Consider the following 23,594-nt stretch of genomic DNA (forward strand, 5'->3'; position numbering starts at 1 on the left):
GACCGGTACGGCGTCCAGGGCGCCGCGGGCGCGGTCAGCTCGTCCAGCGGATCTCGCCGTCGACCACCGTGCCCGTCGGTCGCAGGCCCACCGCACGAGCCACGCCGGCCGACGCGTGATGGTCGGGGTGGACGTGGGCGACGAGGGTGTCGACGCCGTCCTTGCGCAGCCACGCTGCGACGGCGACCGCGGCCTCGCGCGCGTAGCCGCGGCCCTGCTCGTCGCCGGCCACCACCCAGGCCAGCTCCGCCTCCCGCCCGCCGTCCGGTCGGCGCGTCAGCGTGGCCTGCACGGTGCCGACCGCACGTCCGGTGTCGTGACGGCGCAGCACCCAGTTCAGCCACCCCTGCGTCCCGTCGGGGGAGCTCCCGACGACCTGTCGGGCGAAGAGGTCGCCCAGCTCCGCCCTCGAGGCGGGACGGCCGCCGGTGTAGGTGTGGAGGCGGGGGTCGTCGAGGACGTCGAACATCTCGTCGGCGTGGTCGGTCCGCAGCGGCTCGAGCACGAGGCGGGCAGCGTGGAGTGGCGCCGCCGCCGTCCATGAGGTGGGGGAGGACATCGGCGCAGTATGCCCACCCGTCCGTCGGCGTGCTGGTCGACGACGTCCTCCTCGGCGGCGGTGCGTGGTCTGTCGGGACGCGCGCGACGGGAGGCGTCCCTACGCTGCGAAGGGGCGACGGTCGCGTGGGGGCCTGCGCCGGCGGGGGACGCTCGGGCGGACGCGCCCAGGACGGAGCACGGCGTGACCAGTCGCACGGTGCCGACCGGGCCCGACGCGCCGCCGGGTCCGACGGTTCACGCCCGCGCTCGCGGCGACCGAGGCGCGACACCGGCACCCCGGGACGTCCTGGTCGCCGGCCGCTGGGCCGACACGGTCGCGAAGGTCGCGGCCCGGGTGGCTCAGGGGTTCGCGGCGTGGCAGGTCGTGGCACTGCTCCTCCTGCCGTTCGCGCCCGGTGCGGTGCGCGCGGTCGGGCGGGTGCTCTCGGTGCTGAACCTCCCGTCCCAGCCCGCGTTCTTCTCGCTGGCGCTCCTCGCGATGGTCGCGTCGGGCCTGCTGCGTCGCCTGCGGGTGGCGCTCTTGTTCCTCGTCCTGGCATGGCAGGGCCCCGTGGTGGTCGCTGGCCTGGTCACGGCGCTCGTGTGGGCGTTCGACCCCGCGGGGCGGGCCGAGCTCGGCGTGACGCCGCGGGACGTCGTCGCGTGGGCCGTCGCGGTCGTCGCGGTGTCCGTGCTGGTCAGCGCACGCGCGGCGTTCCCGGCGCGAGTGCGGCCGGGCGCGTGGTGGCGGTCCCTGCTGGTCGCCGCCGCGTTCGTCGTCGCCGGGGCGCTGCTGTCGTTCGGGCTGCTGCGGCTCGTCGGGCACGGGCTGCCCCCGACGGGCGACCAGCTGCGCTGGGCGCTCGCGCAGGCGTTCGGTGCGTACGGCTCGGTGCTCGACCCGGGGACGGTCGGGCGCGTGCCCGCGTGGGTCGGCGTCGCCGGCGGGTTCGTGGCCGCGGTCGGTCTGGTGCTGGCGCTCATCCTGTTCGGGCGTTCCCGGGAACCGGTGGGCACCGACGCCGCCGACGACCGGCTGCAGGTCCGGCGGTTGCTGCTCGAGTTCCCGTCCGCCGACTCCCTCGGGTACTTCGCGACGCGGGACGACCGGTCGACCGTGTTCTCGGCCGACCGGCGGGCCGCCGTGTCGTTCCGCGTCGTGTCCAGCGTCTGCCTCGCGGCCGGGGACCCGCTCGGCGACCCGAACGCGTGGCCGGACGCCGTCGCCCGGTGGCTCGCGACGGCGCGACGGTACGGCTGGGTGCCCGCGGTGACGTCGACGACCGAGGCGGGTGCGCGGGCCTACCGGGCGGTCGGGCTGCACCCGATCGCGATGGGCGACGAGGCCGTGATCGTCACCCGGTCCTTCGACCTGGCGAGCCCCGCCATGCGTGGTGTGCGCCGCGCGGTGGAGCGGGGACGCCACGCCGGCTACGAGGTCCGGGTCCGGCGGCAGGCGGACGTACCGCCGGACGAGCTGGCCGCCGTCGTGGCGGAGGCGGACCGGTGGCGCAGCGGCCAGGAGCGCGGGTACTCGATGGCGCTCGACCGGTTCGGCTCACCGGTCGACCCGCGTGAGGTCGTCGTCACCGCGCACGACGCTCAGGGGCGCCTGCGCGGGGTGCTGTCCTTCGTCCCGTGGGGACGGCGCGGCCTGTCGCTGGACGTCATGCGGCGCTCGCCCGACGCGGTCACGGGCGTCACCGAGCTCATGGTGTCCGGGCTGGTGGACGCGTCGCGTGACATCGGTGTGGAGCGGATCTCCATGAACTTCGCGATGTTCCGCGAGACGTTCCAGCTCGGTGAGCGCGTCGGCGCGACCCCGGTGCAGCGCCTGAACCGGCGGGTGCTGCTGCTCGCGTCGCGCTTCTGGCAGCTCGAGCAGCTGTACCGCTCGAACGAGAAGTACCTGCCCGAGTGGCAGCCGCGCGTGCTGTGCTACGAGGCCGCGGGGCACCTGACCCGGGTGGTGCTCGCGCTCGGGCAGGCCGAGGGCTTCGTGCCCCCGCTGCGTCGGCTGAGCGGCGCCGAGCGGGCGCCGGTGCGCGCGGCCGACGACCCCGCGTTCGTCGCCGCGGCGCTCGCGCAGGAGCGGGACCTGCTCGCGGTCAAGGTCGCTCCGCGTCGGCTCACCCAGCAGCAGCGCGTCCGCCACGCGAAGCTCGACGTCCTGCGCGGGGCCGGGACGGACCCGTACCCCGTCGTCGTGCCGCGCACCCACACCGTCGGAGCGGTGCGCGGCGTCGCGCTCGACGGGCCGCAGGTGTCGGTCGTCGGGCGGGTCGTGCGGCTGCGTGACCTCGGCGGCGTCGTGTTCGCGGTGCTCCGGGAGGGGACCGACGAGGTGCAGGCGCTGCTCACGAGGTCCGACACCGCCGGGCTCGACCTGTGGCGTCGCGTGGTCGATCTGGGGGACCACGTCGGCGTGACCGGCCCCGTCACGCACAGCCGCAGCGGTCAGCTCAGCGTCGCCGGGTCCTCGTGGCGGATGGCGGCCAAGGCCCTGACGCCGCCGCCGGACAAGCGGCACGGCCTGGCCGACGCCGAGGCGCGTGTGCGGCTGCGGCACATGGACCTCGCGCTGCACGACGCCGCGGCGGCCGCGCTGCGCGCCCGGTCGACGGCGGTGTGGTCCCTCCGCAGCTCGCTGGTCGACCGCGGCTTCCTCGAGGTCGAGACGCCGGTCCTGCAGCGCGTCCACGGCGGCGCCAACGCGCGTCCCTTCACCACCCACATCAACGCGTACGACCTCGACCTGTACCTGCGGATCGCGCCCGAGCTGTTCCTCAAGCGGCTCATGGTCGGCGGCGTCGGCAAGGTGTTCGAGCTCGGCCGCAACTTCCGCAACGAGGGCGTCGACGCGACGCACAACCCGGAGTTCACGTCGATGGAGGCGTACGAGGCGTTCGGCGACTACACGACGATGCGCGACCTCACGCGTGAGCTCGTCGTCGCCGCGGCCGTCGCGGTGCACGGCGAGCCCGTGGCGCACCGGCCGGGCGGCGGCGTCGTGCGGCTCGACGGGCCGTGGCCCGTCGTCACCGTGCACGAGGCCGTGTCGCGGGCCGTCGACCGCGAGGTGACCCCCGACCTGCCGCTGGGCGAGCTGCAGGGCCTGTGCGCCAGCCTGGGCCTGGCGTGGGAGCCGACGGAGACGCACGGCGCGCTGGTGTCCGAGCTGTACGACCGGTTCGTCGAGGGGCAGACCGTCGCACCGACCTTCTACACCGACTTCCCTGTGGAGACGTCGCCGCTCACGCGCGCGCACCGCAGCGACCCGCGCCTCGCCGAGCGCTGGGACCTCGTGGCGTTCGGCGCCGAGCTGGGCACGGCGTACTCCGAGCTGGTCGACCCGGTCGAGCAGCGCAAGCGACTCACCGCGCAGTCGGTCCTCGCCGCGGCCGGCGACCCCGCGGCGATGGAGGTCGACGAGGACTTCCTCGACGCGCTGGAGTTCGCCATGCCGCCCACGGGGGGAGTTGGCATCGGGGTCGACCGCGTCGTCATGACGCTCGTCGGCGGCACCATCCGGGACACGCTCGCCTTCCCGTTCCTGCGGCCGCAGGGGCGCACGTGACGCTCGCGCTCCTGGCCGCCGTCGCCGCCGCGGTCGGGTACGGCGTGAGCACGGTGCTGGAGGCGGTCGGCACCCGACGCTCCCCGGGGGCGGGCGCGCTGCGGCAGCCGCTCGTGCTCGGCGCGCTGGTCCTGGACGGCGCCGCGTGGCTGGCGTCCCTGCTCGCCCTCGACCGGTTGCCGCTGTTCGCTGTGCAGGCGATCCAGGCGTCGTCGGTCGTGGTCGTCGTGGTCCTGGCGCGGTTCGTCCTCGGTGCGCGCACGCGCCGCCGGGACGTCCTGGCTGTCGCGGTGGTCGTCGCCGCACTCGTCGTCGTCGCGCTGGGGGCCGGTGAGCAGCCGGCCGTGGCACCACCAGTGGGGTTCACCACGGCGATGCTCGTCGCCGCCGGGGTGCTGGTCGCTGCGCTCGTGGCCGCGTACGCGCGGGGCGGTGCGCCCCTGCTCACGGTGCTCGCCGGGCTGGGCTACTCGGGAGCCGCGATCGGCGCCCGCGGCGCGCACGCGTCCGGGGACCTGCTCGCCACCGTGCGGCAGCCGTTGGCGGTCGTGATCGTGGTGTGCGGGGGCGTGGGGGTGCTGGCGTACCTGCGTGCCCTCGAGCGGGGGTCGGCGGGCGGCGTGGCCGCGTTGTCGTCGGTCGTGGAGGTGCTCGTGCCCGGCGTGGTGGGCGTCGCCGTCCTCGGTGACACCGTCCGTGCGGGGTGGGCCGTCCCGGTGGCGCTCGCGGTCGTCACGGCGGTGGCCGGGTGCGTCGTCCTGGCCAGGAGCCCCGCGAGCGTCGCGGCGGAGGGTGCGGGAGGTGTCGCGGAGCGCGACGCGTCCGTCCGGCGCGTCCAAGGCACCTGACCGCGGCGACGACGCCCGGCGGCGCCGACGCGGACGGTCCGTCGGACGGCGTCCCGTCAGGTCGTCCAGCGGACCTCCGCGGCCCGGCTGCGCTCCCGTCACCTCACCTACGCTCGTGACGTGACCACCGACGTCGTCGTCCTCAACGGCGGGTCCAGCTCGGGCACCACGACGGTCGCGCGGGCGCTGCAGGGCATGCTCGACGACGCGTGGCTGCTGCTCGGCGTGGACGACCTCGTCGACGCGCTGCCCCGCCACGGCCCGGGAGCCGCCGCGACCATCACGTTCCCGCCCGACGGGTCCGTGCTGGTCGGTCCCGTGTTCCTGCGCGTCCAGGAGGCGTGGCTGGCGGGCATCGCCGCCATCGCGCGGGCCGGGGTCGGCGTCCTGCTCGACGACGTCCTGCTCGCCGGCGGCGCGTCGCAGGACCGCCTCGCCGCGGCGCTGTCCGGGCTCGACCTGCTGTGGGTCGGGGTGCGGTGCGACGCCGACGTGGCCGCCGCACGCGAGGCCGGTCGCGCGGACCGGGTGACCGGCATGGCGGTGGCCCAGGCCGAGGCCGTCCACCGTGGCGTGCGGTACGACGTCGAGGTCGACACGTCGCGGGCCTCGCCGGAGGACTGCGCGCGGGTGGTCCTGGCGGCGCTCGCGGCCTGACGCCGACCTGCCGGGACGCGCCGAGCGCGCGGTCGGGACCCTCCTCAGGGCGTCGAGGCCGGTGGACGCCGTCCCCACACCGGCACCCGCTCGGGCCGCGGGCCGACGCCGACGAGGCGGGCCGTGAGCGCGCTGAGGGCGGGCACCCGCCGCAGGAGCCGGAGCACGCGGACGGGCGGCCCGCCGTCCGCCCCAGCGACGACGGGCCCGATGGCCCGTGCGTGCATCGCGCGCTGCACCCCCTGGATGACCGCGGTGGGCAGGCGGCGTCGCGCCTGCACGCGCGCGACGACGTGCGCGGGGAACGCGTCGCGGAACGCCCCGGACCGCAGCGGCGCCACCAGGACGCGCGCCGCCGCGATCGCGTCCTGCACCGCGAGGTTGACCCCGACCCCGCCGACGGGGGACATCGCGTGAGCGGCGTCGCCGAGGCACAGCACGCCGGGCGCGGACCAGCGGCGCAACCGCTCGAGGCGCACGTCGAGGTGCTTGACGTCGTCCATCGAGGCGAGGCGGTGGACGTCCTCGGCGACCTCGGGGACGAGCTCGGCCACCTCGGTCCGGAACACCTCGATGCCGCGCGCCCGCAGCGCCGCGTCGGTGCCCTTGGGGCCCAGGTACGCCATCTGCAGGTAGCCCTCGCGGGGGATCGTCACGAGCGCGCGCCCCGGGGTGAGGCGCGGCATGAGCGCACCGCCGACGGGTCGGCTCGTCGGGACCTTGAACCACCAGACGTCGAACGGGACGGGGAACTGCCGGGCGGGCAGCCCGACGGCGCGTCGGACGACCGACCAGCGGCCGTCGCACGCCACGACGAGGTCGGCGCGCAGGGTTCCCTCGCCCTGCGGCGTCCGGTACCTGACGCCCGTGACGCGGTCGCCGGCGCGCACGACGTCGGTCACCTCGTGCTCGCGCAGCAGCGTGAACCCCGGCTCCGCGCCGGCCGCGTCGGCGAGCAGGTCGAGCAGGTCCCACTGCGGGACCATCGCGATGTACGGGTACGGCACGCGCAGGCGTGAGAAGTCGACGACGGGTACGGGCGCGCCGCCCGAGGGGTCGGGCAGCCTGATGGCCTCGACGCGCGAGTGCGGCAGCGCGAGGAAGCGCTCGATGAGCCCGAGGTCGTCCAGGGCCTGGAGCGTCGACGGGTGCACGGTGTCGCCGCGGAAGTCCCGCAGGAAGTCGGCGTGCTTCTCCAGGACCGTGACGTCGACGCCGGCGCGTGCCAGGAGCAGGCCGAGCATGAGGCCGGCGGGTCCGCCGCCGACGACCGCGCACGTCGTCCGAGCCTGAGTGGTGCCGTCGGACGTCATCGGGACCCCCTGTCCTCGGGGGACATCCTGCCCGATCTGCGCGGTGTGTCCAGGTTCCGTCTGTCGTGACGCGACCGCCAGCGTCAGGTAGTGCCGCGTACCGCGTAGTGCACGTAGACCCCACCGTTGGCGAACCGACGGGTGTCCAGCAGCTCCAGGTCGAGCCGCACGCCCCGGGGCAACGCCGGCTTGCCGCCGCCCACGACCACCGGGCACAGCAGCAGCACGCACTCGTCGACGAGCCCGTGCCGGAACGCCTCGGCCCCGAGGATCGCGCCGCCGACGCTCAGGTCCGCGCTGGACTCCTCCTTGAGCCGTCGCACCGCCTCGGGGTCGAACTGCCGCTCGATCCGCGTGCGCGCCGTGGACACCGCGTCGAGCGTCGTGGAGTAGACGACCTTGTCGGCATCGCGCCAGATCCCCGCGTACTCGCGGACGACGGCCGGCTCGTCCGTCAACCAGTCGTCGTCCTCCCAGACGCGCATCGTCTCGTACATGCGCCGGCCGTAGAGCGACGTGCCGATGCCGCGCTCGTGCTCGTTCCAGAAGGCGTGCACGGCCTCGTCGGGGACTGACCAGTCGAAGGCGCCGGTCTCGTCCTCCAGGTAGCCGTCGAGCGAGGTGTTCGCCGCGTAGATCAGCTTGCCCATGGGTGCCTCCGGTGGGCCGGGGAGTTCAGGTTGGCAGCGGCCCCGGGCACCGGCAAGAGGGTGCCGGGACGTTCGTGGCGTCGTCCGGTCCTGCCCGGACGCACGACCGGCCGGGGCGTCCTCGCCCCGGCCGGTCGTCGCAGCGTCTGTCAGCTCGCAGCGTCTGTCAGCTCGCGGTGCAGGTGGCGCTCAGGTTGCTGCCGCTGCCGCTGGCAATGAAGCCCGCCGTCGTCGAGGCGCCAGCGCCGAGCTTCCCGTTCCACTCAGCGTTGGCGAGCGTGTCGGACCCGCTGAGCGTGGAGCTCCACGCCTGCGTTATCGTCGCGCCGTTCACGGTGACCTTCCAGCCGTTGATCGCGGCGCTGCCCGCCTTCACGGTGACCTCACCCTGGAAGCCGCTGCCCCAGGAGTTGGCGGCACGCACGGTGGCGGTGCAGGCGCCGTTGCCCGGCTGGGGCGCCGGGGTCGTCGCCGTCGGCTGCGGTGCCGGCGTCGTCGCGGTGGGCTGCGGTGCCGGCGTGGTGGCCGTGGGCTGCGGTGCCGGGTTGCCGCCGGGCGTGATGTAGGCGTCGATGCACTGGTAGAACGCGTTCACCGTGTCGGCGATGTTCCACCGGACGAAGATCTTGTGGTTGCCCGTCGGCAGGTTGTTGATCTGGTGGGTGAACCTCTTGGGCGGCATCGCCCCGTTGTCGTTGATCGTGGTGTGCAGCTGGCCGTCCACGAAGTACTCCCACGTCGACGTGGAGTGGTTGGCGACGATGTCCCAGGTGAACGTCTCGTTGGTGCTGACCGCCTGGCGCGGCCAGGCCCGGGACTCGTTGTCGAGCTCGGTGAAGCGGCCGCCGCCGGAGCAGAGCATCGAGCCCTTCTTGGCCTCCACGCTCCACGGCTCGTACTGGACGGGACCGCAGTCCTTCACGGCGCCCGTGTAACAGAGGTCCTGCCGGCTCGGCGGGTCGGAGATCCACCCGTGCGCCTGGGCCGAGGGCGGGGGTGCGAGCGTGAGCATCGCGAAGGCCAGTGCGAGCACCGCCAGGACGGACAGGAGCAGCCGACCTGCGGCGGGTCGTGAGGCAAGGGAAGGAGCGGACGATCTCATGGTGGGTCACCTCGAACGGTGGGGTCTGGCATGGACGGTCGCGACCGAACGTACGTGTGTACGAGCCGGGCAGACAGGGCAAGAACCGTTTCACCGACGGTCGCGGCCGGCCCGGCTCACGGTCGTCGAGCTGTCCGGCAGGAGGCGGATCCGCGTGCGTCAGGCGGGCGCCGGCAGCACGTCCACCTCGACGACGTAGCCGTTGAAGCGTGCGTCCGTCTCCCCGCCCTCGTTCCCGTCCGCCCGGCGCACCGCGCGCAGCAGGCCCGAGCCGGACACGGCGTGAAGCGTGCGGTCATCGGCGTCGAGCCGCGTGTACCGGGCGAAGGCGGCGTGGATCGCCACCACGGTCCCCCGTAGCACCGCACGGTCGACCAGCGCCTCGTCGTGATGCTCCTCGGCGTACGAGATGCGATGTGCGACGTCGCGCGGGAGCACGGACTCGAGCCACCGGAGGTCAGGGTCGGCGCAGCGCCACGTGACCTCCTCACCCACGCCGAAGGGCCGGCCGCAGCACTGCAGCTGCCAGCCGTCGACCCAGACCGAGACGCTCATGCCTCAGTGTCCGGGCCGCGGCCGGCACGGAGGCGTGCGACGTGCCGGGACGCTCTCAGGCGCGACCGGTGCGGTCGCGCCAGCGGGCCTGCTTCGCGCGGTTGCCGCAGATGCTCATCGAGCACCACTGGCCGGTGCGGGAGCGGGACGTGTCGTAGAAGCCCCAGCGGCAGTCGTCTGCGGCGCAGACCTTGAGGCGTGACCAGGTCCCGTCGGCGAGGGATGCCGCGACCGCCGACACGATCCGTCCGTAGACGGCGTCGGCGCCTGTCCCGACGGGTCGGAGGGTCGGTCCGTCGGACGTGAAACGCACCGCCAGCCGGGAGCGGGTCGCGGCGGCGTCGAGGGCCTCGATCGTCGCGGGCGGCAGCGGCGCGCGGTCGTGGTTGGCGAGCAGGGCCGCGCGCAGCGCCTCACGGAGCCCTCGGCCGAAGTGGAGGTCGGCGGCAGTCGCCTGGGAGGCGAGCCCGTGCTCGCCCGCCCACGAGGCCCACGCGTCCGGATCGCGCATCAGGTCCACTCCCGACTCGATGTCGAGGGTGTTGACGAACGCGCGCACGATCTCGAGCTCACCCGGAGCAGGTGTGACGGGAGAGGACGTGGCCATACCGGAACCCTAACCGCCATTGCAGCGACGACGGTTGCTCCCTAACCTTGATACGCATGACGACGGTTACCAACGCGTGGCGGGTCCCGGCGTTCCGGCGCGTCTGGGGCGCGGGGGCGGCCTCGGCCCTCGGGGCGGAGATCGGCGAGCTGGCGGTCCCGGTCCTCGCGGTGGTGACGTTGGGAGCCTCCGCCTCCGAGCTCTCGTTCGTCCGGGCCGCGCTGCTGACGCCGTACCTCGTCCTCACGCTCGCCCTGGGTGTGCTCGTCGACCGCGTGCGGCGACGGCCCCTGATGATCGGCGCCGACCTCGCCCGCGGCCTGCTCCTTGTCGCGGTGTGCGTCCTGGCGGTGAGCGGCCAGCTCACGGTGCCGATGCTCGTCGTCGCGGCCGCGCTGATCGGGTCGCTCACCGTGCTCTACACCTTGGCGGACTTCTCCTTCCTGCCGCTCGTGGTCGAGGACCGCGCGCTGATCGACGCGAACGCCCGCATCACCGCCACCCAGTCCGTCATCGGCGTCGCCGGTTCGGGGGCGGGTGGCCTGCTGGTGCAGGCCCTGACCGCCCCGGTCGCGATCGCCCTGAACGCCCTCGGATACCTGCTCTCGGGCGCGCTGCTGGGACGGGTCCGGGTGCCCGAGTCCCGGCGTCCGAGGGCTCCGCGCGGTACCGCGCTCGCCGAGCTGAAGGTCGGCCTGGCCGCGCTGTCGCAGCACCGGATCCTGCGCGCGCTGGTCGCCGAAGCGGGCCTGTGGAACTTCGGCAACGAGATCCTTCTGCTCGCCGTGACGGTCCTGGTGCTGCAGACGTTCGGGTGGGGGCCCGTCGTCCTCGGCACCGTGATCATGGCGGTGGGTGTCGGCGCGGCCGTCGGCAGCGCCCTCAGCCAGCGACTGACCCTCCGGTTCGGGTACGGGCGCTCCCTCGTCGTGGCGATGCTGGTCGGGAACACCGCTCCCCTCGCGGGGGTCGTCGGCGTCCGGGAGCCGAGCTGGCCGGCGCTCGCCGGCCTCACCGTGGCCTTCGTGGTGTCCGGCGTCGGGATCGGCGTCGCCAACTCCCAGGCCGTCAGCCTGCGCCAGCTCGCCGTGGTGCCGGAGCTCCGCGGTCGCGTCAATGCCACCTACCGCCTCGCGTCGTGGGGCAGCCTGTCCATCGGGGCGCTCGTCGGCGGCGTCCTGGTGACCAGCCTCGGCCCGTGGCTCGCCGCCGTGATCGGCGCCGTCCCGATGGCCCTCGCGAGCCTGCCCGTCGTCGCCTCCCCGGTCAGGCGGATGCGCCGGATCGAGGAGGTCGTCCCCGGGGAGGTTCAGGCGGCAGGGGCCCTTGCCGAGAGCGACACGGTATGACGCCTGTGCTCGGACGACGGACCCGGTGAGCCGGCCCGCGTCACGCGACCCGCTGGAGGTCGGCAACCTCCTGCTCGGCGATGAACCCGGCCGCGGTGTAGGTGGACACGGCGCCGACGTTGGAGCTCTCGGCGCACACGATCGCGCTGGACGCCCCCATCGTCCGCAGCGCGCTTGCTGCCGCACAGGTGATGGCCGTCCCGTAGCCGCGGCCCCGGTGGTCCCGGTGCACTCCCATGGGTTCGACCAGGCCGGGCCGGCCCGGGCCGGCCGACCACACCGCGGCCGCAGCTACGGCGTTGCCGAGCGGGTCGAAGGCGGCGAGGAATCGCGACCCGGCGGAGAAGGGGCCCGCCGCCATGTCGAGCCACCTGTCGACCAGGCGCCGGCGATCGGTCTCGGTGAAGGGCGCGCCGCGGAACGCCGACCAGTGGACCTCCAACCAGACGCCCGCACGGTCGGGACCGATGGTCTCCACGCGCGCCCCGAGGTCCCCGACGGGCGAGGAGAGGTCCCGGTGCATCGGCGTCCACAGCTCGTCCGGCTGCCACCCGTGCCGGGCGAGCAGCCGTGAGAAGCACGGAGCGCCTCGAGCCTCGATGGTCGCGCTGCCCGCAGCCAGGACACCGCGCGCCGGGTCGCCGGCGTCCGTGACGACCCGGCGGGCCACCTCCTCGTCGTCCTCGAGGTCGGGAGCGAAGGCCATCCGCAACAGCTGTGGGCCGTCCAGGAGGCCGACCGCGACACCCCTTCCGTCGCGCGACCAGAGCCGCAAGGCGGCGGCCGTGGCCGCAGCACCCTTCATCGAGTGCCAGCCCAGGTCGCCGGGGTGGAGGTGGAGCGGCCCCCCGTCGTGCTGCCATCCCTGGAGGACCTGAGCGACCTCGCGAAGCTCATGGATCCCCGGGGTCGTCATCACGATGCTCATGCGTGGATCCAACCGGCTCGACGCCGACCGGCGCACGCCGTATCGCGGTGCACCACCCAGTTCACGACCAAGGCGTGCGGCAGGGTGCCGACCGCCCCTCTTCCCCGTCCCGGACGCGTGGGGCCACGCTGTTCCGTATCCTGCGGGCCATGGCACTGCGCGCGTTGTTCATCGGCGGGACCGGCATCATCAGCACGGAGGCGGCCCGGCGGGCGGTCGCCGAGGGCGTCGAGGTCACTCTGCTCAACCGGGGGCGGTCGTCGACGCGGGCGGTGCCCGACGGTGCTCGCGTGCTGCACGCCGACGTCCGGGACCCGGAGTCCGTGCGCGCCGCGCTGGGTGACCTGGAGTTCGACGCCGTCGTGGAGTTCACGGCGTTCACCCCCGAGCACGTCCAGGCCGACCTCGACCTGTTCACCGGCCGCACCGGGCAGTACGTGTTCATCAGCTCCGCGTCGGCCTACCAGACGCCTCCGACGCACCTGCCCGTCGTCGAGTCGACGCCGCTGCGCAACCCGTTCTGGCAGTACTCCCGGAACAAGATCGCGTGCGAGGACCTGCTCGTCCGCGCGTACCGCGACACCGGCCTGCCGATGACGATCGTGCGCCCGTCGCACACCTACGACGCCACGCTCGTCCCGATGGACGGGGGCTGGACGGTCGTCGACCGGATGCGCCGCGGCCTGGAGGTCGTCGTGCCCGGGGACGGGACGTCGCGGTGGACGATCACGCACAGCGCCGACGTCGCGGTGGGGCTGGTCGGGCTGCTGGGGCGCGAGGAGGCGATCGGCGAGGCGTTCCACATCACCGGCGACGAGGCGCCGTCGTGGGACCAGATCTTCCGCGCGATGGCCCGGGCTGCCGGCGTCGACGAGCCGCGGCTCGTGCACGTCGCGTCCGACGCGATCGCTGCCGCCGACCCCGAGCTCGGCGCCGGGATCCTCGGCGACAAGGCGCACACGATGATCTTCGACAACTCGAAGATCCGGCGGCTGGTCCCGCAGTTCTCGCCCCGCATCCCGTTCGCGCAGGGCGCCCGCGAGATCGTCGCCTGGCACGACGCCGACCCCGCGCGCCGGGTGGTCGACCCGCAGTTCGAGGCCCTCACGGAGCGCCTGCTGGAGGCCTACCGACCCCGCCCCCTGTGACGGCCTGCGCGGGCGTACCGGCGGGCGCCGAGGGCTGACCTGTCGAATCCGGCGGGTCCCGCCCGTCACAGTGGTGGCAGGCCACACGGGGCGACCACGCAGGAGGAGCGTCATGACGCAGTACGCCATCTACTTCCACCAGCAGTGGGTGGGCGACCACCCGGCCGAGTGGTTCCGGAGCCGCGTGGAGCCCAGCACGGCGGTCGTCCGTGACATGGAGGCCGCCGGCGTCCTGGTCTTCGCCGGTGGGCTCGAGGAGGACCTGGCCGACGCGTTCAGCGCCGACGCGACGAGCGGGACCCTGTCGATCACCGACGGTCCCTACGCCGAGACCGTCGAGCAGCTGGGCGGGATCACGATCATCGACGTGCCCGACCTGGAGACGGCCAAGCTGTGGGCGGGCAGGGTCGCCGAGGGGTGCGGCTGGCCCCAGGAGGTCCGCGTCATCCGGTAGGTCCGCGAACCTCCGGGCGGCGTCATCGGGCTGACCTGTGGGTGACAGGGGTGGCGGACGGTCCGACGACGCGCTGTGCGGCGGGCAACCGCGGTCGGGACCCGACGGCCCGGCGGTGACAATGCCGCATGCGTCTCTTGCTGCTGCGGCACGGCCAGACCCAGTCGAACGTGCGAGGACTCGTCGACACCGCCATCCCGGGCCCGGGGCTCACCGCGCTGGGCGAGCGCCAGGCCGCTGCGGTACCGGCGGCGCTGGAGGGCCGCCGCATCGACGCGATCGCGATCTCGACCCTGCTGCGCACGGCGCTCACCGCGGCCCCGCTCGCGGATCGGCTGAACCTCGCGCCGACGACCTACGACGGGCTGCGGGAGGTGGACGCCGGCGACCTGGAGATGTCCAGCGGTCACGAGGCGCACCAGGCCTACATCTCGACGGTGTTCGCCTGGGCGCGCGGCGACACGCACCGGCGCATGCCGGGCGGGCCCGACGGTGCGACGTTCCTGGCGCGGTTCGACGACGCCGTCGCGCAGGTCGTCTCCGCGGGCGGGAGCACCGCGGTCGTGGTCTCGCACGGAGCCGCGATCCGGTGCTGGGCGGCCGCCCGTGTCGCGGGTCTCGACGTCGACGACGTCGAGCGGACCTCGCTGGACAACACCGGTGCGATCGAGATCGACGGCGACCCGGCCGGCGGATGGCGGCTCGTCGCGTGGTCGACCGACCCTCTGGGCGGCCCGACGCTGCGCGACGACGCGGGCGACGATCCGACCGGCGAGCCACTCGACGCGTGACGGCGCGCACGCCGTTGCCTGCCGGCCACTCCTCGCTGTCGCCCGCTGGGTGGCTGAGCTCGACCATCCGGGCATCGCGATCCGCTTCGCCTAGACATCCCATCAGAAGGTTCGCTCACCCGGTCGCCATCGCCGCAGCGTCAGTCAGCGCGCGGGATCCGATCGCTCGTCTGCGGGCGTCCGGGGTTCCTGATAGAGGCCCACGACGCTCCCACCGGGGTCGCGGAATCGAGCGGTCAGCTCACCCGGATCCCCTCCGACCGGCTGGACGATCTCGCACCCCTCGGCCCTGACGCGCAGGACGGCCGCGGCAAGGTCATCGACCCAGATGTACACGAGCATCCCGGGCGGGGTCGGCTCGCGGTGGGGGACCCAGTGGCCGCTGACCTCGTCGGTCGAGTCCTCGAAGAAGTAGGTGCCGTGCTCGGCGCGCACCTTCCAGCCGAAGACGCGGGCGTAGAACTCTGCGGCCTTCTGCGGGTCGTCCGCCGGCAGCTCGACGTGGCAGATCTTGCCGTGGCCCAGGGTGGCCATGAGCATCACCTCCGCTCGATGGTCGCGCGCGCCTGGGCACACGGTCCAGAGGGAGGTCGCCGACGTCGCGGCGCGACCACGGTTCTTGCGGAACCGCTTCGCAGGTGTTCTTCCTGGGAGGATCGGCTGCATGGCCAACCGGATCATGCTGCGCACGGCGTCGGTTCGACCGCGCTGCACCTGGGACGGCTAGGCAGATGGGTGTTCGCGTAGGGCTGTGTGGTTGGACCGTCTCCCAGGCGTCGTACGTACGTCGCTTCCCCGTCGTCGAGGTGCAGCACACGTTCTACGAACCGCCGTCCGACGCCGTGCTGATGCGCTGGCGAGCCCAGGTGCCGGCCGGTTTCGAGTTCACGATCAAGGCGTGGCAGATCGTCACCCACGAGTCCAACAGCCCCACCTACCGGCGGATGAAGCAGCCTCTACCGGACAGCGCACGTGGCCAGGTCGGAGCATTCCGCACCACGCCGCCGGTCCTCGCGGGATGGCAGCGGACCCTCGAGTGCGCCCGGATCCTGCAGGCCACCGCCGTCCTGCTGCAGTGTCCGAAGAGCTTTCGCCCGACGGCTGACAACGTCGGACGGCTGCGCAGCTTCATGGCGCAGGTGGAGCGGCCGACGGCGCGGCTGCTGTGGGAACCTCGAGGTGAGTGGCCCACGCAACTGCTCGCGGAGCTGTGCGCCGAGCTGGATCTCGTGCACGTCGTCGACCCGATGCAGACCGAGACCGTGACGCCCGAGCAGACCTACTACCGTCTGCACGGTACGACGGGCTCGCGGCACGTCCACTCCGATGACGAGCTGCGCCGGCTGCGGGACATGGTCGACGGACGACCGGCGCCCTACGTCATGTTCAACAACCTCCCCCGCGTCGGCGATGCGGAGCGGTTCCTCGCACTGCTCTGATCACGCAAGGTGCTGGCCGACGCCGAGGCGGGCGCGCTTCCGTCCCCGTCGGCGACCGACTCCCGCCTCACGCCTGCGCGCAGGCATCACCGGCGTCATGCGTCAGAAGACCTAGGGGCTCGGGGGCGGCGGGTCCTTGTCCTCGTCGACGTCGTCCGCCTCGCTCTCCGGGAACGTCGACAGCGCGACGAGCCACTGGAACGTGGCGGTGGCGTCGAGAACCAGGCTCCAGACGTCGGGGCGGCGGAACGTCGGCTCCAACCCCGGCCACGTCCGGTCGACCATCGACGTGTAGCCCTTCTGCTTGAGCAGGTCGTTGGAGGCGTTGCTGTCGTTGTCGGCCGCCAGCAGCAGGGTCATCGTCCGCTCGAGCTGCCAGCCCGACGGGTGGGTGAGCCGGACGCTCGCGTCGATGTCGGCGCTGGACCCCTCAGCCGTGTTCTCGAACAGGCCGCGCAGCGTGTACACGCCGTCGATGCGGCACTCGAGCGCGCACTCCCGCCACGTCACGTCGTGCCCGACCGGCTCGCTCGTCACGGGCCACGTCTTCGGCTGCGGCAGCAGGAACGTCCTCCTCCCGGGCCGGACCCGGTGGTCCGGCCCGTCCTCCGAGCGTTGGTTGCACAGGTGCTGGACGGCGAACAGGACCTCACCCTCGACCAGCGGCGCGTCGACCCGGACCCGGTCGTTCTCGGGATCGACCAGGCCCCAGCCGATCTCCTCGCCGGTCACCCTGCGGAACACCCGCACGAGAGCGCCCGGCAGGGCCACGACCGTGACGGAGCGCTGGGTCGCGAACGCGAAGGCGATCTCGACCGGCAGCAGGTCGGGGAGCGCCTGGACCACCTCGGGCCGGTCGGACGTGACAGGTCCACCACCGCAGACCGTCTGCTCCGCGGACACCTCGTCGTCCTCGACGAGCGACGGGCTGACCTCGATCGCGACGCTGGTGGAGCCCGTCCACACCCACGGGCTGATCGGCGACGACCCGGCGACCCCGCGCGCGTGGACCCTCACCAGGGCACCCGGCGTCACCCCCGTCACGCGCACCACGCGGGCGCACCGCAGCAGCGGCCCGGCGACCGTCGGCGGCTGTGACACCATCCCGGGACCGACCGTCGTCACACCCGGTTGGCTCGCCAGGCCGCACGCCTGCTGCGTGACCGAGACGGTCACCCCCTCGGCCATCGGCGCGACCTCGAAGACCGTCGCGGTCGTGGCGGGGGGCACGACCGTGCGGAACACCGTCCCGCCGACGTCGATCGTCAGGGCGGCGCCGCCCTTGAGGTTCTCCACGTACAGGAACGGGGACCCGCCGCAGGGAGGTCGCGGCGTCGGCGTGGGCGGCTGCGTCGCGGGACCCCACTCCACCGTCACCGGTGGCGAGGGCCGCACCTCGCACCGGGCGGACACCGCCTGTGCGACGGTGAGCCGGCCGCCGCGCGGATCCAGCGGAGTGCCGAGCCGCAGGCTCAGGCTGTCGAGATCGAACAGCGCGACCTCGACGATGCCCTCGTCGGCCCGGTCCACCGTCACCTCGGCGCCGTCGACGACGCCCGCGACCACGATCGACGTGTCGCACCCCTCGGGGCGAGGCGGTCCCACGACGACCGCAGGCAGTTCCGCCCCGCTCGGCACCGGAAGTGCGCGGACCGGCGTCGTGGTGCTCACGGGTGCACCGACGATCCCCGGGGCCCCGGGGGGCGCCGACAGCGTCGCGCGGGCGACGAGCCCCGCGGGGAACCCGGTGCCGAGCCTCGCTCGCGCACGGCCCTCGTCGGCGACGGCCTGTCCGAGCGGGAGGGCACCGACCGAGATGCTGACCTGGGCCCCGGGCACGCATCCCTCGACCCAGACCGCGCGGCCGCAGGCGAACACCTGGCTGCGGAACCACGGCGGCGGCACCTTCGCCCAGTCCACGGGCGGCGGGCCGACCACCTCCGCGAGGTGCGGGGACGTCCACGGGCTGGTGTCGAACGCGTCGATCTGGGCGACGAAGAGGGCCCGGCCCGGCGAGAGCTGCACACCGGGCAGCAGCGGCACGCGGTCGCGTCCCCCGCCCACCGACGACTTGACGAGGTCCGGGCCGGTCGGGCTGCCGTCCCGCACCACCACGGTGGCGCCCGCCACCGCGCCCTCGATCAGCAGCGAGCTGGTCCAGCCCGAGACCGGTCCGACGATCCTCGGCACGCACAGCGCCATCTCGACCTCCGAGGGACTCGGCACCGGCACCGCTCGCGGACGGGCGGATGTGCTCCACGCTAGCCGTAACGGCGGGCGGGAGGGCGAGCCGGGCGGTGCGCCAAGGGGCAGAGACGGAGTAGCGGTGGGCGTCGTCGGGGTAGCCCGGGTGAGCGGCTGCCGGCCGTCGGGACGCCCGAGGGCCCCGACGCCGGTCAGTCCGTCGGGGCGAGCGTCTGCCGGCCGATGGTGCTCACGACCATCGCCGTCCTGGCACCGCGGGGGCGGCGAGCTCGGCGTACCAGGCGACCACCTCGGCGGCGCCCGTCGATCTCACGCGCCGGTCGCGCCCGTCGACCTGCACCAGCCCGTTGTGCCCGAACCGCCAGGACATCGGCGCTGACGGCGCCCGCCCGGTCGGGGCCGGGCGGGCGCCGGGGCGTCACAGGTCGAGCGGACGCAGGACGAACGAGATCCCGTGCGCGATCTGCGCGTTGCCGACGTTGATGTCGAGCTGGCTGCGCACCAGCAGCGGGTTCACGTCGTTGCGGTCGGCGTCGCGCAGCACGACGAGCGGGATCCGCTTCGACAGGACGTCGACCGTGAAGGTGCCGCCCTGGGCGGTGGTCAGCGCGGCCCCGTCGGAGGCCAGCGCGGTGGCGGAGTCGATCGTGGCGCCGGGCACGACGTGGTAGAGCAGCACCTGCTCGATCGCGTCGATGCCCACCGCCTGCGCGAGGGCCCCGAACACCTTCTCCTCCGAGCCGTACCAGCGGTGCGTCAGGTCCTGCGTGAGCACCTGGAACGCGCGGTCGTTCGGCAGGAACGCGGTGAGCGGGACCGTGCCGTCCGCGAGCACGGCGACCGGGCTGCCGGGCTTGGCGGCGAGCACGGCAGTCACTGCGTTGTCGACGATGTCGTAGTCGTACCAGTTGCGGTCGAACCCCGCGCCGTCGGCGGCGAGCACCGAGGCGAGGCTGGTGGTGCCGGCGGCGGACGCGGCGGGTGCGAGCCCGACGACTGCGCCGCCGGCGAGGGCGGTGACGGCCAGGGATGCTGCGAGACGACGGATCCTCATGGAACGACTCCTTGCGGGAGATCGGGCGGCACGCGGTGCGCACCGCAGGGCCTCGTCGTCGACGCCCTGCTCCTTCTTCCCCTCGAGGAGCGTTCTTGGATGCACCCGACGCCGTCCGATCTTCGACGGTGCGATGCGCCACGGCCGTGCCTCAGAAGGTGGAAGCAGTCCGTTCGAGGTAGCGGGCGACGACCCCGAGCTCGTCCTCGCTGAACTCGGCGTCCGTCCGTTCGAGGCTCTGCGTGTACTGGTCGTAGCGGCCGATGATCGGCTCGATCATCTCGGCGACGAGCTCGATGTTGATGCGGCGCCGGTCCTGGGGGTCGCGCACACGGCGGACGTAGCCCGCGGACTCCAGGCGGTCGAGCACGCGTGTCACGGTGCTCGTCGGCAGTCCCGTGGTCCGGCTGAGCTGCTTGGGCGTGCGGACGTCCTCACGCAGCACGAGCAGGTGCAGCGTCTGGAGGTCGGTGACGAGCAGGTCGAGCTCGCGCGCGATGCGCTCGTTCCCGAGGACCGCGTTCACCAGCGCGCCCTGGAACGCCCTGCGGATCCGGTCGCCGTTCGGGCTCGACATCTTCCACCTCCGCCGCTAATCTCTCCATTACGGGACTATCCCGGTGAGGTTCCGTCCCGAGTCGGGATGATCCCGGGTCGAACCTTACCGGGAAAGCCCAGTTCCCCCGGCGACGTGCCGGGAACAGGACCGTGGCGGTCGACGTCACCCCGGCCACCACGCGCTCGTCATCGCCGACGCTGCACGCGGTCTCGCCCGCGAGCCCGCCCCGGAAGGGAGCCACCCCATGTCCGACACCGGCACCTTGCCCAGATGGTTGAAGCCCGCCAACCGCCTCGTGAAGCTCCTGCACCGGGTCGGCGTGCCCCTCGGGACCATCCACATCATCACGATCCCCGGCCGCACCACCGGCGAACCGCGGTCGACGCCCGTCTCACCGCTCATCGTCGACGGTCGCCGCTACGTCATCGCCGGGCTCGCCGACTCGAGCTGGGCCAGGAACGCCCGCGCCGCCGGTCACGGTCGCCTCACGCGAGGACGCGCGCACGAGGACGTCGACCTGGTCGAGGTCACCGACCCCGCCGTTCGCAGGCGCGTCATGGCCGCCTTCCCGACCGAGGTGCCCCACGGCGTCCAGTTCTTCATCCGCCTCGGAATCGTCGAGGGCGCCGAACCTGCCCAGTTCGCCGCAGCCGCCGACGAGGTCGCCGTCTTCGAGACGCGTCCCGCCGTACACCGGCCCGCCGCGGCGCATCCCTGATCGGCGGCCGTCATCCCGTCCGGGGTCAGCGCGGGTCGAACAGCTGCCCCGAAGCGAACTTGGCGCGTTCGACCAGGAGGCGGTGCGATGTGCCGCGGCGTGGTGACCTCACGTGCGGGCAGGCAAGACCGTGCGCTACCGCGGCGACCCCGACGGCGTGGCCGGCGTACTCGCGGACCTGCGCCCTCACCTCGAGACTGCTGCCGAGAGCCCCTCGTCCCCGTGAGTTCTTGACGAAAACGACTGTGCCTCGTCCGGTGGCCCTGGCACACTGACGCGCCATGTGGCCTTCCCTGCAGTCGGTGTACCTGGCGCGGCACGGCCAGACGGAGTGGAACGTCCAGCATCGCTGGCAGGGCCAGCTCGACTCACCGCTGACGGACCTCGGGCGCGTGCAGGCGCAGACGGTGGCCTCGCTGGTCGCGGACGAGCCTGTCGACGCCGTCTTCTGCAGCCCGCAGGGACGGGCGGCGGCAACGGCGCAGGTGTGCGGTGACCGGCTCGGGCTGCCCGTGACCCCGCTGGACGAGCTCGCGGAACTGCACCACGGGTCGATGGCCGGGATGACGCTGCCGGAGATGGAGCACGCGTTCCCCGGCGAGCTCGCCCGGCGCGGCGAGGACAAGTACCGCTGGCAGTTCCCCGGCGGCGAGAGCTACGAGGACGCCGTCCCGCGCGCGGCGCAGGCCCTGGCCCGCGTCGCGTCGTCCGGCGCGCAGCATCCGCTGCTGGTCTCCCACGAGATGATCGGCAGGTTGCTCCTGCACCACCTGCGACGGGTCGACATCGCGACCGCTCTGGCGGGCAGCCACCCGCAGGGCGTGGTGTACCGGGTGCAGGTCGCGACCGGGACCCTGACCACGCTCGGCGAGCCCGCCAGCCTGCCCCCGCGCTGAGGCTCAGGGCAGGCGTTCGCTCAGCACCCGGTCGAGCGCCGCGCGTCCCGCCGGCCCCCACGTCGGCTTCCCACCGGGCAGGCCGCGGTCCCCGTTCTGGCCCATCAGCATCAGGAAGAGGCTCTTCAGAGCGGCCAGTCCGCGGGCACGTCGGATGGTCGCCTCGTCGGCCTGCGCGTAGGCGGCGAAGAGCCGTGCGGTCACGCCCGCCGGCAGCAGCAGCCAGGCTGCCGCCAGGTCCCACGCCGGGTCGCCGGCGAACAGGTCGCCGAAGTCCACGACGCCGGCCAGCGTGCCGTCCGCGACGACGACGTTCGCCGGGTGCAGATCACCGTGCACCCACACCGACGGGCCCTCCCATGAGGGGGCCGCGACGGCGTCGTCCCAGACGGGCGCAGGCGGACACGCCCCGTGGCTACACCGCTGTCAGGGGCGCCACTCGGTCGGCTACACCGACACCCTGCGGTGGATCTTCCGCCGACGCCCGGCTCAGCCCTCACTGTGGGCACCGGTCAGGCGTGGTGGCGCACAACACGAGGACGGCGACGGGCACCAGTAGCAGGAGCAAGCGCTTCCCGGCCCTGTTGTCGCCCGTGCTCATATCAGCGTTCGCCCTGCGGATCCGGTGGAGCTCCTCAGTTGCTCAGGACACGTCCTCGTAGGAGACGAACAACTGGTCGTTGGCGTCGACCAGGGCAGAGAAGGTGATCGGGTAGTCGTTGAGGTCCGACGCCGACGCCGTTCCCGTGCACGTCAGCACGGAGACCTGGTGCTGCCCAGCGGGAATGGGGAGGTTGCGGTCCGTGTATGCCTGCATGTTGTCCACCGCGACGACGGGGTCGTAGATCGCGATGATCTGCGGTACCAACCCGCTCTTCTCCGAGGCGGACAGCGCGATGACCTCGGGGATGAGGGCATCACAGGTCATTCCCGCTGCCGACTGCGCGGGAAGTGCCTCTGCCTCAGCGGCCGGCTCCTCCTCCGGAGACGGGCGAGGAGCATCAGCCTCGGCTGAGGGGGTAGCTCCTACGTCGTTGGTGTCCGACGAGCCGCCCAGGGCCGCGCCAAACGCGATCATGAGGACAAAGAGTGCTACCACGGAGCCGAGAACGATGGCGATGACCCGTCCGACGCGGCGCTTGGGCGGCTGCCCGCCCGCGAGAGGGGCCGCAGGGGCAACCGCGTCGGCCTGCGGCGCCGGAGCTCCCGCCCACGGCGCTGCGGGCGGAGCCGCCTGCACCTGCTCTGTCCAGCTCGTCCCGTCGAAGTACCGCATCTGCCCGGGGGCTGCGCCGGGGGTGGGATCCGGGTAGAAGCCGGCTGCTGGCGTGCTCATGGTGCAAGTCCTCCTGCGTCCGCGCGGGCGGGCGTTGATTGTGCCGTGCCACCCCCAAGCGGAAGGAGGACCGTATGGTCCTTCATCGGCCTGGAACGCCACGACTTGAGCCGGTCCAAGGTGGTGAGTTCGCTGGGCACACCGCTGCGCGACCGGTCTCTGCGCCTCGCGGCGCGGGTCCTTCGGACCTGGCGTCCTCGTCGGACGCCATCCCGCACGCGGTGGTCGTCAGGAGTGTGGAACTCGCTGCCGCAGTGAGGTGGCACAGATGCTCCACACCACGGCGTGAAGGATGTAGATCGCAAGGACTCCGGCGGCGATCGGGCCGCTCGTCGTGCCCGAGAGAGCCAGCAGCGAGCCCGCACCGGTCAGCAGGCTGACGACGATGGTCCGTCGATAGCCGATCTGCGCGCGCACCGGGGCGGTCGCGAACGATCCGAGCACCGCCCGAACGCGGAGACGGTCGGCCGCTGGTTGCTCAGCGCCATCCTCTAGACGGGCAGTACCACGACCACCTGGTCGCCCTCGAGGTGGACCGCGTAGGACGCCACGTCGCTCTGCCCGGAGCCGCATGCACCGCTGCCCAGGTCGAAGACGTGCGCATGCAGCGGGCAGACGACGACGTCGGCGTCGATCTGCCCGTCGGCCAGCGGACCGCCCCGGTGCGGGCACACCGCGTCGAGCGCGCGCAGGGCGCCGCTGCGCAGTCGGAAGACCGCCACCTGCCGACCGCCGACCGCGTAGGCGCGTCCCTCGCCGAGCGGGATCTCGGACAGCGGTCCCACCACATGTGGCCCGCCGCCGCCGGCGGTCGTGACGCGCGGTGCGGGTGGTCCGCTCACGGTGTCGAGCGGACCCGCACCGGGCT

Annotated in this window: 25 protein-coding genes and 1 pseudogene; 10 read left to right on the forward strand and 16 right to left on the reverse strand. The window is 73.5% G+C overall.

The window, feature by feature from the left end:
* Positions 1-34: 34 nt before the first annotated feature.
* On the reverse strand, positions 35-559 hold the full coding sequence (locus tag KKR89_RS01795) for a GNAT family N-acetyltransferase (RefSeq protein ID WP_208196998.1): 525 nt from the start codon (positions 557-559) through the stop codon (positions 35-37).
* Between the two features lie 183 nt (positions 560-742).
* On the opposite strand from KKR89_RS01795, the gene lysX reads away from it, so the two are divergent.
* The 3 genes from lysX (at position 743) to KKR89_RS01810 (ending at position 5,622) form a co-directional block, all read left to right on the forward strand.
* Positions 743-4,117 carry a bifunctional lysylphosphatidylglycerol synthetase/lysine--tRNA ligase LysX gene (gene lysX / locus KKR89_RS01800; RefSeq protein WP_251140969.1) on the forward strand — a complete coding sequence of 1,125 codons (3,375 nt, stop codon included), beginning with the start codon at positions 743-745 and terminating at the stop codon, positions 4,115-4,117.
* Positions 4,114-4,965 carry a hypothetical protein gene (locus KKR89_RS01805; RefSeq protein WP_208197000.1) on the forward strand — a complete coding sequence of 284 codons (852 nt, stop codon included), beginning with the start codon at positions 4,114-4,116 and terminating at the stop codon, positions 4,963-4,965. The genes lysX and KKR89_RS01805 overlap by 4 nt, the downstream gene beginning before the upstream one ends.
* 120 nt (positions 4,966-5,085) lie before the next feature.
* A complete protein-coding gene (locus KKR89_RS01810; RefSeq protein WP_208197001.1) occupies positions 5,086-5,622 on the forward strand; it encodes a chloramphenicol phosphotransferase CPT family protein in 537 nt (178 codons plus the stop codon).
* Between the two features lie 44 nt (positions 5,623-5,666).
* On the opposite strand, the gene KKR89_RS01815 is transcribed toward KKR89_RS01810, so the two are convergent.
* From KKR89_RS01815 to KKR89_RS01835, 5 genes are all read right to left on the reverse strand, one after another.
* The gene (locus KKR89_RS01815) at positions 5,667-6,935 is read right to left on the reverse strand and encodes an FAD-dependent oxidoreductase (RefSeq protein WP_208197002.1); all 1,269 of its coding nucleotides are present in this window, start codon (positions 6,933-6,935) and stop codon (positions 5,667-5,669) included.
* 83 nt (positions 6,936-7,018) lie between these two features.
* A complete protein-coding gene (locus tag KKR89_RS01820) occupies positions 7,019-7,585 on the reverse strand; it encodes a dihydrofolate reductase family protein (protein ID WP_208197003.1) in 567 nt (188 codons plus the stop codon).
* Positions 7,586-7,751: 166 nt separating this feature from the next.
* Positions 7,752-8,687 (reverse strand): lytic polysaccharide monooxygenase, encoded by a 936-nt coding sequence (locus KKR89_RS18120; RefSeq protein WP_243882982.1) that lies wholly within the window; start codon positions 8,685-8,687, stop codon positions 7,752-7,754.
* 159 nt (positions 8,688-8,846) lie between these two features.
* Positions 8,847-9,242: a DUF6578 domain-containing protein gene (locus tag KKR89_RS01830; RefSeq protein ID WP_208197004.1), complete on the reverse strand. Its 396-nt coding sequence runs from the start codon at positions 9,240-9,242 to the stop codon at positions 8,847-8,849.
* A 55-nt stretch (positions 9,243-9,297) separates the two neighbouring features.
* The gene (locus tag KKR89_RS01835; RefSeq protein ID WP_208197005.1) at positions 9,298-9,849 is read right to left on the reverse strand and encodes a CGNR zinc finger domain-containing protein; all 552 of its coding nucleotides are present in this window, start codon (positions 9,847-9,849) and stop codon (positions 9,298-9,300) included.
* Positions 9,850-9,905: 56 nt separating this feature from the next.
* On the opposite strand from KKR89_RS01835, the gene KKR89_RS01840 reads away from it, so the two are divergent.
* Entirely contained in the window at positions 9,906-11,198 is a 1,293-nt protein-coding gene (locus KKR89_RS01840) for an MFS transporter (protein ID WP_208197006.1), read from the forward strand.
* A 40-nt stretch (positions 11,199-11,238) separates the two neighbouring features.
* Here KKR89_RS01840 and KKR89_RS01845 read toward each other — a convergent pair whose 3' ends face one another.
* On the reverse strand, positions 11,239-11,904 hold the full coding sequence (locus KKR89_RS01845; protein ID WP_251140970.1) for a GNAT family N-acetyltransferase: 666 nt from the start codon (positions 11,902-11,904) through the stop codon (positions 11,239-11,241).
* A 371-nt stretch (positions 11,905-12,275) separates the two neighbouring features.
* Between KKR89_RS01845 and KKR89_RS01850 the strand changes: the two genes are divergently transcribed.
* The 3 genes from KKR89_RS01850 to KKR89_RS01860 all read left to right on the forward strand — a co-directional run bounded on the left by KKR89_RS01850 (position 12,276) and on the right by KKR89_RS01860 (position 14,519).
* A complete protein-coding gene (locus tag KKR89_RS01850; protein ID WP_208197008.1) occupies positions 12,276-13,274 on the forward strand; it encodes an NAD-dependent epimerase/dehydratase family protein in 999 nt (332 codons plus the stop codon).
* Between the two features lie 112 nt (positions 13,275-13,386).
* On the forward strand, positions 13,387-13,728 hold the full coding sequence (locus tag KKR89_RS01855; RefSeq protein WP_208197009.1) for a YciI family protein: 342 nt from the start codon (positions 13,387-13,389) through the stop codon (positions 13,726-13,728).
* Positions 13,729-13,856: 128 nt separating this feature from the next.
* On the forward strand, positions 13,857-14,519 hold the full coding sequence (locus tag KKR89_RS01860) for a histidine phosphatase family protein (protein ID WP_208197010.1): 663 nt from the start codon (positions 13,857-13,859) through the stop codon (positions 14,517-14,519).
* A 144-nt stretch (positions 14,520-14,663) separates the two neighbouring features.
* Here the strand turns inward: KKR89_RS01860 and KKR89_RS01865 are convergent, their stop codons facing one another.
* Entirely contained in the window at positions 14,664-15,053 is a 390-nt protein-coding gene (locus KKR89_RS01865; RefSeq protein WP_208197011.1) for a VOC family protein, read from the reverse strand.
* A 197-nt stretch (positions 15,054-15,250) separates the two neighbouring features.
* Here KKR89_RS01865 and KKR89_RS01870 point away from each other — a divergent pair, with 197 nt between their 5' ends.
* Entirely contained in the window at positions 15,251-15,958 is a 708-nt protein-coding gene (locus tag KKR89_RS01870) for a DUF72 domain-containing protein (RefSeq protein WP_208197012.1), read from the forward strand.
* Positions 15,959-16,069: 111 nt separating this feature from the next.
* On the opposite strand, the gene KKR89_RS01875 is transcribed toward KKR89_RS01870, so the two are convergent.
* From KKR89_RS01875 to KKR89_RS01890, 4 genes are all read right to left on the reverse strand, one after another.
* Positions 16,070-18,184, reverse strand: coding sequence for a hypothetical protein (locus KKR89_RS01875; RefSeq protein ID WP_208197013.1), 2,115 nt, complete (start codon positions 18,182-18,184; stop codon positions 16,070-16,072).
* Positions 18,185-18,392: 208 nt separating this feature from the next.
* On the reverse strand, positions 18,393-18,533 hold the full coding sequence (locus tag KKR89_RS01880) for a hypothetical protein (RefSeq protein ID WP_208197014.1): 141 nt from the start codon (positions 18,531-18,533) through the stop codon (positions 18,393-18,395).
* A gap of 48 nt (positions 18,534-18,581) precedes the next feature.
* On the reverse strand, positions 18,582-19,217 hold the full coding sequence (locus KKR89_RS01885) for a fasciclin domain-containing protein (protein ID WP_208197015.1): 636 nt from the start codon (positions 19,215-19,217) through the stop codon (positions 18,582-18,584).
* Between the two features lie 151 nt (positions 19,218-19,368).
* Positions 19,369-19,794 (reverse strand): MarR family winged helix-turn-helix transcriptional regulator, encoded by a 426-nt coding sequence (locus KKR89_RS01890; RefSeq protein WP_208197016.1) that lies wholly within the window; start codon positions 19,792-19,794, stop codon positions 19,369-19,371.
* A 226-nt stretch (positions 19,795-20,020) separates the two neighbouring features.
* Between KKR89_RS01890 and KKR89_RS01895 the strand changes: the two genes are divergently transcribed.
* Both KKR89_RS01895 and KKR89_RS01900 read left to right on the forward strand, forming a co-directional pair.
* Positions 20,021-20,494, forward strand: a complete 474-nt coding sequence (locus KKR89_RS01895; protein ID WP_208197017.1) for a nitroreductase/quinone reductase family protein — start codon at positions 20,021-20,023, stop codon at positions 20,492-20,494.
* Between the two features lie 281 nt (positions 20,495-20,775).
* Positions 20,776-21,390 carry a histidine phosphatase family protein gene (locus tag KKR89_RS01900; RefSeq protein WP_208197018.1) on the forward strand — a complete coding sequence of 205 codons (615 nt, stop codon included), beginning with the start codon at positions 20,776-20,778 and terminating at the stop codon, positions 21,388-21,390.
* A gap of 3 nt (positions 21,391-21,393) precedes the next feature.
* On the opposite strand, the pseudogene KKR89_RS01905 reads toward KKR89_RS01900, so the two are convergent.
* The 4 genes and pseudogenes from KKR89_RS01905 to KKR89_RS01920 all read right to left on the reverse strand — a co-directional run.
* A pseudogene (locus tag KKR89_RS01905) lies at positions 21,394-21,747 on the reverse strand (phosphotransferase); the annotation flags it as partial.
* Positions 21,748-22,033: 286 nt separating this feature from the next.
* Positions 22,034-22,726 carry a DUF2510 domain-containing protein gene (locus KKR89_RS01910; protein ID WP_208197019.1) on the reverse strand — a complete coding sequence of 231 codons (693 nt, stop codon included), beginning with the start codon at positions 22,724-22,726 and terminating at the stop codon, positions 22,034-22,036.
* A gap of 228 nt (positions 22,727-22,954) precedes the next feature.
* Positions 22,955-23,170 carry a hypothetical protein gene (locus tag KKR89_RS01915; RefSeq protein WP_208197020.1) on the reverse strand — a complete coding sequence of 72 codons (216 nt, stop codon included), beginning with the start codon at positions 23,168-23,170 and terminating at the stop codon, positions 22,955-22,957.
* Positions 23,171-23,217: 47 nt separating this feature from the next.
* A complete protein-coding gene (locus KKR89_RS01920) occupies positions 23,218-23,568 on the reverse strand; it encodes a Rieske (2Fe-2S) protein (RefSeq protein WP_208197021.1) in 351 nt (116 codons plus the stop codon).
* Positions 23,569-23,594: the final 26 nt, after the last annotated feature.

Origin of the sequence: Cellulomonas dongxiuzhuiae, from assembly GCF_018623035.1 — a bacterium.
In the GTDB taxonomy this organism is placed as follows: Bacteria; Actinomycetota; Actinomycetes; order Actinomycetales; family Cellulomonadaceae; genus Cellulomonas; species Cellulomonas dongxiuzhuiae.

Coding starts and splice junctions, on each gene's coding strand:
- KKR89_RS01795 (WP_208196998.1), bottom strand. CDS start 559: ATGTCCTCCCCCACCTCATGGACGGCGGCGGCGCCACTCCACGCTGCC.
- KKR89_RS01815 (WP_208197002.1), bottom strand. CDS start 6,935: ATGACGTCCGACGGCACCACTCAGGCTCGGACGACGTGCGCGGTCGTC.
- KKR89_RS01820 (WP_208197003.1), bottom strand. CDS start 7,585: ATGGGCAAGCTGATCTACGCGGCGAACACCTCGCTCGACGGCTACCTG.
- KKR89_RS18120 (WP_243882982.1), bottom strand. CDS start 8,687: ATGAGATCGTCCGCTCCTTCCCTTGCCTCACGACCCGCCGCAGGTCGG.
- KKR89_RS01830 (WP_208197004.1), bottom strand. CDS start 9,242: ATGAGCGTCTCGGTCTGGGTCGACGGCTGGCAGCTGCAGTGCTGCGGC.
- KKR89_RS01835 (WP_208197005.1), bottom strand. CDS start 9,849: ATGGCCACGTCCTCTCCCGTCACACCTGCTCCGGGTGAGCTCGAGATC.
- KKR89_RS01840 (WP_208197006.1), top strand. CDS start 9,906: ATGACGACGGTTACCAACGCGTGGCGGGTCCCGGCGTTCCGGCGCGTC.
- KKR89_RS01845 (WP_251140970.1), bottom strand. CDS start 11,904: ATGGCCTTCGCTCCCGACCTCGAGGACGACGAGGAGGTGGCCCGCCGG.
- KKR89_RS01850 (WP_208197008.1), top strand. CDS start 12,276: ATGGCACTGCGCGCGTTGTTCATCGGCGGGACCGGCATCATCAGCACG.
- KKR89_RS01855 (WP_208197009.1), top strand. CDS start 13,387: ATGACGCAGTACGCCATCTACTTCCACCAGCAGTGGGTGGGCGACCAC.
- KKR89_RS01860 (WP_208197010.1), top strand. CDS start 13,857: ATGCGTCTCTTGCTGCTGCGGCACGGCCAGACCCAGTCGAACGTGCGA.
- KKR89_RS01865 (WP_208197011.1), bottom strand. CDS start 15,053: ATGGCCACCCTGGGCCACGGCAAGATCTGCCACGTCGAGCTGCCGGCG.
- KKR89_RS01870 (WP_208197012.1), top strand. CDS start 15,251: ATGGGTGTTCGCGTAGGGCTGTGTGGTTGGACCGTCTCCCAGGCGTCG.
- KKR89_RS01880 (WP_208197014.1), bottom strand. CDS start 18,533: ATGTCCTGGCGGTTCGGGCACAACGGGCTGGTGCAGGTCGACGGGCGC.
- KKR89_RS01885 (WP_208197015.1), bottom strand. CDS start 19,217: ATGAGGATCCGTCGTCTCGCAGCATCCCTGGCCGTCACCGCCCTCGCC.
- KKR89_RS01890 (WP_208197016.1), bottom strand. CDS start 19,794: ATGTCGAGCCCGAACGGCGACCGGATCCGCAGGGCGTTCCAGGGCGCG.
- KKR89_RS01895 (WP_208197017.1), top strand. CDS start 20,021: ATGTCCGACACCGGCACCTTGCCCAGATGGTTGAAGCCCGCCAACCGC.
- KKR89_RS01900 (WP_208197018.1), top strand. CDS start 20,776: ATGTGGCCTTCCCTGCAGTCGGTGTACCTGGCGCGGCACGGCCAGACG.
- KKR89_RS01910 (WP_208197019.1), bottom strand. CDS start 22,726: ATGAGCACGCCAGCAGCCGGCTTCTACCCGGATCCCACCCCCGGCGCA.